This is a genomic window from Caballeronia sp. ATUFL_F1_KS39, from assembly GCF_023630985.1.
In the GTDB taxonomy this organism is placed as follows: Bacteria; Pseudomonadota; Gammaproteobacteria; order Burkholderiales; family Burkholderiaceae; genus Caballeronia; species Caballeronia zhejiangensis.
Window position 1 is genome coordinate 329,618 of record NZ_JALQDZ010000005.1, and the last position, 12,694, is coordinate 342,311.

A 12,694-nucleotide genomic window follows, 5' to 3' on the forward strand; every position below is an offset into this window, starting at 1 on the left:
ATGAAGCAAGCTGCACGCCGGGCCGGGCCACGGGCACGGGATATGCTCTTTACGATCGGCTTGAAGCCGCGCAATGCCAACGCACGATCCCGACGCACTTCGCGTCAATCTTTCGAACACATCATCTCATGCCCAACGAAATCCGCATTGCCGAAGGCTCCCCGTTTCCGCTCGGCGCAACCTGGGACGGACAGGGCGTGAATTTCGCGCTGTTTTCCGCGAACGCGACCAAAGTCGAGCTGTGTCTCTTCGATGAGAAGGGCGAAAAGGAAACGCAGCGCATCGAACTGCCCGAATACACCGATGAAGTCTGGCACGTCTACGTTCACGGCCTGCAACCCGGCGCGGTCTATGGCTATCGCGTGCATGGACCGTACGAGCCCGAAGCCGGACATCGCTTCAATCCCAACAAGCTGCTGCTCGATCCGTACGCGAAGGCGCACGTCGGCGAACTGAAGTGGGACCCGGCCGTGTTCGGCTATACGCTCAACGCCGAAGGCGACGATCTCACCTTCGACGAACGCGACAGCGCGCCCTTCATGCAGAAGTGCCAGGTCGTCGATCAGGACTTCTCGTGGACGCATGCGACGCGCGTGCGCGTGCCGTGGGAGCACACGATCTTCTACGAGACGCACGTGCGCGGCTACACGAAGCTGCATCCGGCGATTCCGGAGCACATGCGCGGCACTTTCGAGGGGCTCGGACAGAAGGAAGTGGTCGATTACATCAAGAGCCTGGGCGTGACGTCGGTCGAGCTTTTGCCGATCCACGCGTTCGTCAACGACAGTTATCTGCTCGACAAGGGCCTCACGAATTACTGGGGTTACAACACGATCGGCTTCTTCGCCGCCGATCCGCGCTACTTCGCGCGCGGGCCGGGCGTCGTCGCCGAGTTCAAGGAAATGGTCGACCGGCTGCACGAGGCCGGCCTCGAAGTGATCCTCGACGTCGTGTACAACCACACCGCCGAAGGCAACGAACGCGGGCCGACGCTGTCGTTTCGCGGCATCGACAATGCGTCGTACTACCGGCTGATGCCCGAGGAATCGCGCTATTACATCAACGATACCGGCACCGGCAATACGCTCAACCTGTCGCATCCGCGCGTCCTGCAGATGGTCACCGACAGCCTGCGCTACTGGGTGACGGAGATGAACGTCGATGGCTTTCGCTTCGATCTCGCGACGATTCTCGGCCGCGAGCCCTACGGCTTCGACGAGGGCGGCGGCTTCCTCGACAGTTGCCGGCAAGACCCGATTCTCTCGAGCGTGAAGCTCATCGCGGAACCGTGGGATTGCGGTCCGGGCGGCTATCAGGTGGGCGGCTTTCCGCCGGGCTGGGCGGAATGGAACGATCGTTACCGGGACACTGTGCGCGAATTCTGGAAGGGCGACGAAGGCGTGTCGCCTGAGCTCGGCAAGCGCATCACCGCATCGGGCGACAAGTTCAACAAGCGCGGGCGCCGTCCGTGGGCGAGCGTGAACTTCATCACCGCGCACGACGGCTTCACGCTGAACGATCTCGTCTCGTACAACGAGAAGCACAACGAGGCGAACGGCGAGGACAACAAGGACGGCCATTCGGACAACAAATCGTGGAACTGCGGCGTCGAAGGTCCGACCGACGACCCCGAGATCCGCGCGCTGCGCGAGCGCCAGAAGCGCAACATGCTCGCGACGCTGCTGTTTTCGCAAGGCACGCCGATGCTGCTCGCCGGCGACGAATTCGGCCGCACGCAGAAGGGCAACAACAACGCGTATTGCCAGGACAACGACATCAGCTGGGTGAACTGGGACATCGACGACGATGGCCGCGCGCTCACCGAATTCGTGCGTAAGCTGACGACGCTGCGTCACACGCTGCCGGTGCTCAGGCGCCAGCGCTTTCTGACCGGCGAATACAACGAGGACCTGCAGGTCGCCGACGTCCGGTGGCTCGGCACGACCGGCGACGAACTCACGCAGGAGCAATGGGACGATCCGAACATGCGCTGCTTCGGCGTGGTGATGGACGGGCGCGCGCAGGCGACGGGCATCCGCAAGCCGGCATCGGATGCGACGCTGCTGCTCATCGTCAACGCGTATCACGACGTGGTCGATTTCACGCTGCCCGACATTCCGGGCCCCGACGAGTGGATCTGTCTCATCGACACCAACGCGCCGATTCGCGAGGAATTGCCGGAGTTCGGCGCGGACGATGTGTATCAGGTGACGGGCCGCTCGCTGCTCTTGTTTGCGCTTCAGCCGCGCGGCGCGACCAAGCGCATTTTCAAGCGGCTGGAAGAAGCGCTGACGGACGAAGTCCCGCCTGAAGGCGAGCCGAGTTGAGGCTCGTGTCGGCGGGGTCCGGCGCGCGAGCGGTTATCATCTGGTTTTTGCGATAGCGACAGAAGGCGGCGGGAGCCGCCTTCTTTTTTCCACGATGGCCGTATCTTTCACGCATGAACGCGCGCCTCTTCAAGGCCGCGTGGCGCCGACGGCATGATCCTGCATGCCATCCTGCGCGTCGCGAGCTGGGATCAGCTCGAGCGCATCTGGGAATTCATCGTCGGCTTCTTCAAGTTTCTCTGGGGCCTGCTGCGCTTTCTCGGCGGCGGTTGATGCGCTGATCTTCACGACGAAACGAAAAGGGCTCCGCGAAACGGAGCCCTTGTTTTTCGTACGCGAGCAGATCAGGAATCGCGCCAGCTGTCGTCGTTGCTGCCGAGGTCGAGGTTTCCGCCCCCGCCGCCATCGTTCCAGTCGTTGGAGCCGTTGCCGAAATCGAGGCCGCCGCCGTTGTCGTTGCCGAAGTCGAGACCGCCGTTATCGTTCTGCGGCGGACGATCGACGGGGACTTCGCGCTCGATCACGCGATCGCGCCCATGCGAGAGCGCCTCGCCCAGCAGCACGCCGGTAAGCAATCCGCCCATGCCGCCGCCGAACCCACCGCCGCCTTGCTGGATGATGACGGGCGGCTGCTGCCCTTGCTGCGGCGGATACGGCCCTTGCTGCGGATACTGCGGCTGGCCGCGTCCGAAACGCTCGGCTTCCTGCGCATATGGCGAGCCGTTCGGTGCGCCGGCTTGCGCATAGTTGTTCGCGTTCGGATCGGGCCGGCCTTCGGCGCGCGCCTTCAGGCTTGCAACCTGATTCTCCAGATCTTCGATCGCATACGGCGGTACCGGATTCTTCGAGTTCGACAGCGATTCGACCATCTCGCGCAACTGCGTTTCCGCGCCTTCGACGTCCTTCAGCAGCGCTTCATGGCCCGGCGCGGTGGAGAGCCGCACGTCTAGTTTCAGCGTGCGCACTTCGTTGAGCAGTTCGGTTGCGCGCTTGATCTGCGAACGGCGATCGTTCTCGGCCTGACCGTCGTCGCGTGAGCGCGCACGGCGCAAGCCCCAGCGCAGCACGAGCGCGATCGCCGCGATCAGGATCGCCAAACCGATCCACGCGCCCATGCCGATGCCGTGCGTCTGCGGCGCGGGCGCGGCTTGTTGCTGATTGAAGGGATTCTGTGCGCTCGACGTAGTCGCGCCGTTGTCCGATCGCGGCGAGATGCTCGCGCGCGTCGCATCGGCCTGAATGCGGGCCTGCGTGGCCGCGAAGCGCGACGGATCGGTGAAGCTCAATGCGGGATCGAGCGATTTCGCTTGTTGCAGATGCGAAAGGGCGTCGCTGTAACGGCCTTCGCGGTCGAGAACCTGCGCGTAGAGATAATGCGCGTGCGCGTTCTTCGGATGCGCCTCAAGCACTTCGCTCAGTTGCGAGTCGGCCTTTTGCCAGTTGCCCTGCGTCATCGACTGCTCGACCTGCTGCGCGGTCGGCAACGCGAACGCGAGCGGGGATGCGAGCGACAGCGACAACGCCAGAGCCGTCAAGAACTTTTTCATGATGCGGGCCGGACGCGATGAACGTCCGTCTCCTGTCGATGCAATCGTGTACTGCTCAAGGTAACGCATATTCGTGCGACGCGTGGCTTGCCCGGCGGCTCGCCACGCATGCACTCGCCAGCACTTATTGCGCCGGCGGATTCAACTGCTTCTTCAGCGCTTCGAGACGGTCTTCGACGGAAGGCCCGCGATTGAGCGCGGCGAGCTTGTCGTCGAGCGCCTTGCCGGACTTCTGGTCCGCCGAATTCAGGCGCGCATCCGAGCGGGCGTTGGCGAGCTGAACCTTGTCTTCGAGCTTCTGAAAGTCCTCCGAAAGATTCTTTCCGCCAATGCCGCCCAGCGCCGTCGCCGCGGTGTCCTTCGCCTGCGCGATCTGCTGCTTCGCCTGAAGGATGTTCGAGCGCGCGTTCAGATCGTTGCGGCGCTGACGCATGTCCGTGATCTGCTGCTTCAGATGATCGACCGAAGGCACTAGCGTCTGCAGTTCCGCGGCGAGCGCGTCGCGTTCGGTTTCGGCGTTCGCCTGCGCCGCGAGGGCTTCGCGCGCGAGGCTTTCATCGCCGGACTGCAGCGCGCGCTTCGCGCCGTCTTCGTACTTCTTCGCCTTGTCGGCGGCGGCGTCGCGCTTGCTTTGCTGCGTCGCGACCTGCGCTTCGATCTCGATGAGCGAGTTTTCCGCCTTCGCGATGCTGTCGTCGAGTTCGCGCACGATCTGGCGAGCGTCGCGCGAAGGGTCCTGCATGGTGTCGGCGGCGTCGTTCAAGAGGCCTTTGACCGTGCGCGTGATGGAATCGAAAAGCGACATGTATTTCTCCTGGAGGAAGACGGCGGCGTTCACTCGATCCACGCGCCGCGCGGCTCGAATGTGAGGCGCAATGCGCGGGATTGCAAGCGCACGCGAGCTTCGCGTGCACGCCGGGTTTACCCGCTCATTAGATCATGCCGCGGCTTAACCGGGACTTAACGGAAGGTTAAGGAGTGTAACGGCGCGCCTTGCCGGAAAAGGCAGGCAGGGCGCCGGTGGCTAGCGCTCGGTGTGCGTGTCGTCGGTCAGCGAGGCGTCGTCGCCCTCATCGGCGTCATGCTCGAGTGCGTCTTCGGATGCGGGGGGCTCGGGATGCGCCTGCGCAAGCGTGCGCGCCTGCGCTGCGCGTTTGGTCGCGCTTGCGGCGGCATCGCGGGCTTCGCGTGCGGCGGCTTTCGCAGCGACGCTCTTCAGCGCGGCGTTGAGCGCATCGGGCGCTTTGGGCGCGCGCAGCCGATCGACGATGCCCGCGACCTTGATCTGCTCGCTCGTCGCGTTGAAGTTCAGCACGGCGCGCCGCATGAGCTCGCTCACGCTGATGCCGAGGGAGTCCGCTGTATTGCTGATGGCCAGCTTCTGCGCGGGAGTCACGAAAACAACGATGCGTTCGCTGGGTTTGGTCGTCATGGGCGGCTCACAAACAGTAAGGCGATCGTAACCGGACTAAGGGGACGACCGCGGCTTCGGTTCATCAAACTGCACGACATCGTTATTGCAGGCTCGCGAGAGCCGTTTCGGGAACCCGCGATCCATTCATCCATCATATCGGTTTGCGCGCGGCCGTGCGTGTGAATGGCCTCGCATCACACGCGATGAGCGTTGCGCAAAAACGGCGCGCGATCAACGACTTGTGCATTTTCTCATACGGTTGTCCACAAGGCTCTCAACACTTTCTGTGGGTAACACAACATTGGCGCGCATCTGGCGGGCTCGCGGCAATTTACTTACAAAAAAATCCTGCGCATTTTGTGGTGGCCCGCGCGAATTCTTTAAAATGCGCTGTTACCTCCGGCCGGATCCGGCCTGCACATTCGCTCGTCCCGTCTTGGCAGTCGCGTCGTTTTTCGGCGCATCGCAGCGCGGCAGCGGGCGCGCTTCATGGCGCGCCGAACGAACCCAGTCATGCCTATCATCAAACGACCCGACTCATCGAATTCCTCGCGCTACGATCGCGAACCCCGCTGGAACGACTCACGCAACGACTCACGCAATGACTCGGGCGGCCGCGACGGCGGCGGGCGCAACGGCGGTGGCGGCCGCAATGGCCGCAACGATCGCAATGACCGCGGCGGCCGGGGCCGCTCTCCGCTCGCACGCATCGCGCTCTGGTTCGCGGGACTCGCGGCCATCGGCGTGGTGATCGGCGCGCTCATCGTCGGTTATGCGCTCGTCGTCATGGGGCCGAATCTGCCGTCGCTCAATGCGCTCATCGACTATCGTCCGAAGGTGCCGCTGCGCGTCTATACGGCCGATCACGTGCTGATCGGCGAGTTCGGCGAGGAGCGCCGCAGCCTCGTGCGCTTTCAGAACATTCCCGATCAGATGAAGAAGGCGGTGCTCGCAATCGAGGATTACCGCTTCTACGATCACGGCGGCGTCGACTTCGTCGGCATCCTGCGCGCGGGCGTGACCGATCTGATGCACGGCGGCGCATCGCAAGGCGCGAGCACGATCACGATGCAGGTCGCGCGCAACTTCTTCCTGTCGAGCGAGAAAACCTATACGCGCAAGATCTACGAGATGCTGCTCGCGTACAAGATCGAGAGCGCGCTCACGAAGGATCAGATTCTCGAGCTGTACATGAACCAGATCTATCTGGGCGAGCGCGCGTACGGTTTTTCGGCTGCTGCGCGCGTGTATTTCGGCAAGGACCTGAAGGACATCACGCTTGCCGAAGCGGCGATGCTCGCGGGCCTGCCGAAAGCGCCGTCGGCGTATAACCCGGTCGTCAATCCGAAGCGCGCGAAGGTGCGTCAGCAGTACATCCTGAAGCGCATGCTCGATCTGAACTTCATCACGCGCGAACAGTTCGCTCAGGCGAGCGCCGAGGAAATTCACACGAAGTCCTCGGGCACCGAATACGGCGTGCATGCGGAATACGTCGCGGAAATGGTCCGGCAGATGATGTACGCCCAATACAAGGAAGAGACCTACACGCGCGGCCTCACGGTGACGACGACCATCGATTCCGCCGATCAGGACGCCGCGTATAAAGCCGTGCGCAAGGGCGTGATGGACTATGAGCGCCGGCATGGCTATCGCGGGCCGGAGGGCAATGTCAATCTGCCGTCGAACGCGGATGACCGCGCCGAGGCGATCGAAGACGCGCTCGTCGATCATCCGGACAACGGCGAGCTCGTCGCGGCGGTGGTCACGGCCGCGAGCCCGAAGCAGGTGAGCGCACAGTTCGTCGGCGGCGATACTGCGACGATCGCGGGCGACGGCCTGCGCTTCGTGGCGGCCGCGCTGCGCAACAACGCATCGAAGGCGCTCGCGATCAAGCCGGGCTCGATCGTGCGTCTCACGAAGGACGGCAAGGGCAACTGGCAGATCACGCAGTTGCCGCAGGTCGAAGGCGCACTGGTTTCGATGACGCCGCAGGACGGCGCGATCCGCGCGCTCGTCGGCGGCTTCGACTTCAACAAGAACAAGTTCAATCACGTTACGCAGGCATGGCGTCAGCCGGGTTCAAGCTTCAAGCCGTTCATCTATTCGGCGGCGCTCGACAAGGGTCTCGGACCGGCGACCATCATCAACGACGCGCCGCTGTATTTTCCCGCGGCGGGCGGCGGCGATGCGTGGGAGCCGAAGGACGATGACCAGCCCGACGGCCCGATGTCGATGCGCGTCGGCCTGCAGAAGTCGAAGAACCTCGTGTCGATCCGCATCCTCTCGTATATCGGCACGGGCTACGCGCAGGACTTCGTCACGCAGAAGTTCGGCTTCGACAAGGACAAGACGCCGCCTTATCTGCCGCTCGCGCTCGGCGCGGGTCTCGTCACGCCGTTGCAGTTGAGCGGTGCGTACTCGGTGTTCGCGAACGGCGGCTATCGCATTAATCCGTATCTGATCGCCGAGGTCGCCGATGCGCGCGGCACCGTGATCTCGCGCGCCAATCCGCTGATCGCGGGGAGCAACGCGCCGCAGACGCTCGAGCCGCGCAACGCGTACATCATGAACAGCCTGCTGCATACCGTCGCGACGCAGGGCACGGGCTCGGGCACCAACGTGTTGAAGCGCAACGATCTGCAAGGCAAGACCGGCACGACCAACGACGCAAAGGATGGCTGGTTCGCGGGCTATCAGAAGCAGCTCGTCGCGGTCGCGTGGATGGGCTACGACCAGCCGAAGACGCTCGGCAGCCGCGAGTTCGGCGCGCAGCTCGCGTTGCCGATCTGGGTCGAGTACATGGGACGCGCGCTGCGTGGCATTCCGCAGGAGCAGATGGAGCGGCCGGACGGCATCACCACGGTCGATGGCGAACTCTTTTACGCCGACCGGACGCCGGGCGCGGGATTCGTCGCGAGCATCGGGCTGGATAACGCCAATCCGATGGCGGGCGATGCCACCACGATGGGCGGCGTGGGTCCGGCGGGCATGCAGGCGCCGCCCGCGCCGCAGGTTACGACCGACGAGCGCAAGCAGATCATGGATCTGTTCAGCAAGCACTAGCGATAAAAAAACGCGCCGGACTTCACAATCCGGCGCGCTTTTCTTTGGGGGGCGCGAAACTCAGTGGCCGACCGTCGCTGCCGACTTCACGTCACAGTTCACCTTGAGCGTCGACTTGTCCGCGAACGATAGCGTGAGCGGAATCGTCGAGCCGACCTTGAGCGGCTTGCCGGGCTCTTCGAGCATCAGGTGATAGCCCTTCGGCGCGAAGTTCAAGGTGCCGTGCGCGGGGACATCGACGGAATCGACGGCCGACATCGTCGCCGTGCCGTTCTTGCTTTCCGACTTGTGCATCATCGTCATGCCGAACGCGGGCGTTTCCGCGGCCGTGAGGGTCGCGGGTTTGTCGCCGTTGTTGGCGACGGTGAAGTAGCCCGATGACGGCAGGTTCGGCGGCATCGCACGAACCCAGCAATCGCGGGCCTCGAGCGTCGCGGCCTGAGCGAACGATGCGCAGACGAGCGCGCTCGCGAGTACAGCGATTTTTTTCATTGTGTCCTCACTTGACGGTGAAGTTGTAGTGGCCTTGCGTGCGATGCCCGTCGGCCGCGAACGCGCTCCATTGGACCTTGTAGACGCCCGGCGCGAGATCGGGGAGCGCGACGCTCATGTGCTTTTTGTCGCGTGCATCGACTGTGGATTTCTCGGTGTTGACTTGCGTGCCCTGCGCATTGGTGACGATGAGCTTGCTGAAGGTCGGTTCGAGCGCTTCGCCGAAGTCGATCGCAACTTCGTGCGGGGCGCTGACGGTCGCGCCGGGGCCGGGTTGTTGCAGCTTCGGCAATGCATGCGCGAATGCGAGTTGCGCGGAGCCGATGAACGCGAGCGCGAGTGCGCTGCGCATCAACGATGATGAAAGCATGATGTGTCCTTGCGTGCCCGAAACCGATGGGGGTTCAGGCGATGAACGAAGTCTGTGTTTGCCGATGCGAATCAGGCGAAGGCGGGCGGGGCGCGCGGTTGTGCGGCGGTGAGCGATGCTCGGCGAGGCGCGTCGGTGCGATGATTTGCGACGAAGGTTTCGCGCGGCGGGAGAAGGGCGGCCGCGCGATGCGGCGATACGGTCGGCGTGGGCGCGTGCGCGATGAGATCGCAATAAGCGCAGGCCTGCAGATGATCGACGGTGTCATGCTTTTGCGGATGCGTGTCGCGCGATGACTGGGCATCGGTTGCGCACACGGACGCGAGCAACGATTCGATGCGCGCATGTTCGAGCGTTTGCGATGCGACGGGCGCGAGCGAGAGCAGCAGGATCGCGCATATCGCAGCGAACCCGCCGATCTTCCCGATGATGCCCCGACGCAAGTGATGCATGCCGATACATGGACGATGATGAACGAGCGATTATGCCATGCGCGTTTGTAGGCGCTTCGCGAGGGATGGGACGCATCGATTGATTGTTTTAGCGAATAGGGTGTTGCGGCAAAGTAAGCGATGACATATAATCTTTTCTTCGACGGACGCGGGGTGGAGCAGTCTGGCAGCTCGTCGGGCTCATAACCCGAAGGTCGTAGGTTCAAATCCTACCCCCGCAACCAATATCGGCAAGCCGTCACACCATCAAACCCGCCTTTGAGCGGGTTTTTTGTTGTCTGTCTTTTCAATGCAAATACGCCTTGTCAATCGCGCGGCCAGAACCGCGCTCGTGCGCGCCCGAGTCGCATCAAGGATCAGCGAAAGGCCTGCGGCTTCTACCACCCGTTCGCCAACTAAAGGCCTGATGCGTGCAGCGCTCGGACGCGCGATCAGAAATGAATCGCTCCTTGCGGAAGCCACGACATCGATTCGAGGGGAACCTCAGTCGAACGCTCACTCATCGAGGGCCTGCTGAAGCATCCTCAACCGCGTCCTGCCATCCGGCATGAAGTCCGTGCCGAAGCGCACAAGCCCCTCGCGTCGTAGGTGACACGCCATCGTGAAGCTCAATAGCATGCCCGGCTCGGGCTTGTTGATCTTGATGTCGATCGCCCTCAGGCGTGGCTCGTACTCGAGCAACGTCGACTCGATCTCGGTTTTCAACTTATGCGCGGAAGCCGGCAAGTGCCGGTATATCTCGGACAGATCGTCGAGCCCATACCCGGGCAAATGCGCGAGCGCCTTGCGACGGCTGTTGAGAATCCGCTGGATGTTGTCCCGCACCGAATAGAAAGTCTGCTCTTCGGGCGAGTGATCGATGATCGCCGTTCCGTCCGCGAAGTGTCCGGTGATCCGCTCGAAGAGGCCGGGTCCCGCGCGCATCATCGTTTGACCTCGTGTTTCATGCCTGCGCTCCTTTCATTGCGTCATGCGGGCAACGGACGCATCCAGCCACGCATTGATTCCAAACCAGATCAGCCCGACCACTACGCAAGCGACTGCGATGCCGGCGAGCGGAGAGATTCGCTGCGTCCACGCACGCATAATTGGCGCTTTGACGATGACGGAGCCATCATCCTTCTGCTGCCTCTGCTCGACACGAAGCTGAGCATCGATGGCCCGTCGGATGCGAATTTTCGCGTCGTCGCCTTCGAGCGCGAGTCTCCCTGTGAAACCGAGATCCAGCACCGCGCCGAAGATCGCGAGCAGCGCAAGCACCGGCCTGGGGTCTCGCAGCCGCTCTCGGATTCGCCGCACGAGTTCTTCGCCGGCATCGTTGGTCTCGAACTTCTCCAACTGCAACGGTCGGCGTTCCCAGTCCTCGCGTTCATCGCCTCTTAGACTGTTCAAGGCCGCTTCGTCGAGCAGCGCGCACTGGGCGTATCGGGCGTCCTCGATCACGTCTTGCGGATACCCTCGTGCTTTGAGTTCGGCAGTCAGGGCATCGATTTGAGCTTTGCACGTCGTTTTCAAATCGTCCGCAGACTTCTCTATGCTTTCGTCGGCAAAATCCGCGACCGTGAGCGCCGTGTCGCGCAGCGCCACCGGCAGCAGATCGATGTCGACATTCAATGTCATGCTGTTCACGTCGGTAGCACCGCATAAAGTTCGAGCGAAACATCGGGAATTGAGGCAGGCACGTAGAACCGACACGCGCGCGCATCGATCATGCGTTTGAAAGCCGGGTGCGATGCATCGAGCGCGAAGTACTGGTTCTCGATGCGTACCGGAATCGCCGCGGGCAGACGCGCCATCGGTTTGATCGGAATGCCGGAGAGCGCCGAATTGACGATCTGTTCGACTTCATCGGGCGCGCCCGCCTTGCAGAGTCTCGGGAACTGCTCGATGAGGGCATGAGCGGGCAGCGCGGCCTGCACCGAGAGGTAGTAATCCGCATCCTCGACGAGCCGCTCGTCTTCGATCTGGCCGGTCCAGACCGTGCCGCGCACGCGCTCTAGTGCGATCGGCACCACGCGCGATGGGATGACCGTATCGAGCAAATTGCGAATGAGCGACTCCAGCTCCGCGAACACGGGCTCCGGTGCGCGATGGTCGTAGGCGGGGAGCGCCTGCAACGTCTCCGTCGTGGAGAAAGTCAGAAGCGAACCCGCCAGCCGCGAAAGCAGCGCATAGAGCCGCTCCGGATGCTGATTCGGTGCCTGCACCAGCCGCGCGAGTTCCGGCCAGGACGAGTTCACGCTGTGCAGCAGCCAGAAGAGCGAGACGTCGGCGACCGCGTAGTCGGCGATCTGGTCCGAACGTTCGCGCCGGCGCACCGCCAGGCTCGCGCTCTTCGCGCTGAGGATTTCCGACAGGCGCTTCATGCGTGTCGTCAACATCGTATGGGCCGACAAGAACAGGCACGGCGGCACGAAGGCCGCATCGAGTTCGAAGCGTCCCTGCGCATTGCGGATAAAGCGCGCAACCGGGCACGTCACGTAATCGCCGCCCGCCTCGAAATCGAACAGCAAAGAGACGGCGTGGCGTTCGACGCTGATTTCTTCCTTACCTTCGCCGTACAAATCAGCGACGTGCAGATACTCCCGCACGAACCGGCGTGGCCGGGCGGGTTTCGCCCCAGGCTCGATGCAGTTGCCGCCTTGCGCATCGACGAGCGCCACACCCGCGAGCACCGTTATCGCATCGTATTGCGAGCCGACTTCATCGAGACTGCGCGCGGCCGGGAGCCAGTCGGACGTGTCGCTGTCGATGAGCGTCCCATCGGGCAAGCGCAGTACCAGCTTGGTGAACTGCACACGATCGATGCCCAGCGCCTGTTTGTCGACTGCCACGTCGATCACGCCCCAAGGATCGGGGCTCGCCATCTCGGCGATGCGCGCGTTCGCGAACTGCTCCCACAACGCTTGTTGCTGGAAGTGCTGCGGCGTCATAAAGACGCCTTGTGCCCATAGGGGTCTCGTTATTTTCATAAGGTTGAAGGTCTTGTTGTCGCCGGGAGCGCGTTTCGACACACTTCCGCTGGATTG

11 protein-coding genes and 1 tRNA gene are annotated in these 12,694 nt (G+C 63.0%); 3 read left to right on the forward strand and 9 right to left on the reverse strand.

The features are described 5' to 3' along the window. Positions 1 to 128: 128 nt before the first annotated feature. A complete protein-coding gene (glgX, locus tag NCR93_RS06270) occupies positions 129 to 2,327 on the forward strand; it encodes a glycogen debranching protein GlgX (protein ID WP_175980004.1) in 2,199 nt (732 codons plus the stop codon). Positions 2,328 to 2,671: 344 nt separating this feature from the next. On the opposite strand, the gene NCR93_RS06275 is transcribed toward glgX, so the two are convergent. The 3 genes from NCR93_RS06275 to NCR93_RS06285 form a co-directional block, all read right to left on the reverse strand. Further along, the gene (locus NCR93_RS06275; protein WP_034473597.1) at positions 2,672 to 3,874 is read right to left on the reverse strand and encodes a tetratricopeptide repeat protein; all 1,203 of its coding nucleotides are present in this window, start codon (positions 3,872 to 3,874) and stop codon (positions 2,672 to 2,674) included. A 124-nt stretch (positions 3,875 to 3,998) separates the two neighbouring features. Next, positions 3,999 to 4,679: a PspA/IM30 family protein gene (locus NCR93_RS06280; RefSeq protein WP_034473631.1), complete on the reverse strand. Its 681-nt coding sequence runs from the start codon at positions 4,677 to 4,679 to the stop codon at positions 3,999 to 4,001. 219 nt (positions 4,680 to 4,898) lie between these two features. Continuing rightward, positions 4,899 to 5,306: a plasmid mobilization protein gene (locus tag NCR93_RS06285; protein WP_008349975.1), complete on the reverse strand. Its 408-nt coding sequence runs from the start codon at positions 5,304 to 5,306 to the stop codon at positions 4,899 to 4,901. Positions 5,307 to 5,801: 495 nt separating this feature from the next. On the opposite strand from NCR93_RS06285, the gene NCR93_RS06290 reads away from it, so the two are divergent. After that, the gene (locus tag NCR93_RS06290) at positions 5,802 to 8,351 is read left to right on the forward strand and encodes a penicillin-binding protein 1A (RefSeq protein ID WP_250532188.1); all 2,550 of its coding nucleotides are present in this window, start codon (positions 5,802 to 5,804) and stop codon (positions 8,349 to 8,351) included. A gap of 60 nt (positions 8,352 to 8,411) precedes the next feature. Here NCR93_RS06290 and NCR93_RS06295 read toward each other — a convergent pair whose 3' ends face one another. The 3 genes from NCR93_RS06295 to NCR93_RS06305 all read right to left on the reverse strand — a co-directional run bounded on the left by NCR93_RS06295 (position 8,412) and on the right by NCR93_RS06305 (position 9,665). Continuing rightward, on the reverse strand, positions 8,412 to 8,843 hold the full coding sequence (locus NCR93_RS06295) for a copper chaperone PCu(A)C (protein ID WP_008349971.1): 432 nt from the start codon (positions 8,841 to 8,843) through the stop codon (positions 8,412 to 8,414). A 7-nt stretch (positions 8,844 to 8,850) separates the two neighbouring features. After that, positions 8,851 to 9,213 (reverse strand): copper resistance CopC family protein, encoded by a 363-nt coding sequence (locus NCR93_RS06300; RefSeq protein WP_008349969.1) that lies wholly within the window; start codon positions 9,211 to 9,213, stop codon positions 8,851 to 8,853. A gap of 71 nt (positions 9,214 to 9,284) precedes the next feature. Next, positions 9,285 to 9,665: a DUF2946 domain-containing protein gene (locus NCR93_RS06305; RefSeq protein WP_034473600.1), complete on the reverse strand. Its 381-nt coding sequence runs from the start codon at positions 9,663 to 9,665 to the stop codon at positions 9,285 to 9,287. A 147-nt stretch (positions 9,666 to 9,812) separates the two neighbouring features. On the opposite strand from NCR93_RS06305, the gene NCR93_RS06310 reads away from it, so the two are divergent. Continuing rightward, positions 9,813 to 9,889, forward strand: a tRNA-Met gene (locus NCR93_RS06310). Between the two features lie 271 nt (positions 9,890 to 10,160). Here the strand turns inward: NCR93_RS06310 and tssE are convergent. Genes tssE through tssK form a run of 3 tightly spaced genes read right to left on the reverse strand, consistent with a single transcriptional unit; the run spans position 10,161 to position 12,637 of the window. Further along, entirely contained in the window at positions 10,161 to 10,589 is a 429-nt protein-coding gene (gene tssE, locus NCR93_RS06315; RefSeq protein ID WP_175980124.1) for a type VI secretion system baseplate subunit TssE, read from the reverse strand. Between the two features lie 36 nt (positions 10,590 to 10,625). Further along, entirely contained in the window at positions 10,626 to 11,285 is a 660-nt protein-coding gene (locus tag NCR93_RS06320) for a DotU/TssL family secretion system protein (RefSeq protein WP_175980006.1), read from the reverse strand. Between the two features lie 5 nt (positions 11,286 to 11,290). After that, a complete protein-coding gene (gene tssK, locus NCR93_RS06325; protein ID WP_175980007.1) occupies positions 11,291 to 12,637 on the reverse strand; it encodes a type VI secretion system baseplate subunit TssK in 1,347 nt (448 codons plus the stop codon). Positions 12,638 to 12,694 lie beyond the last annotated feature (57 nt).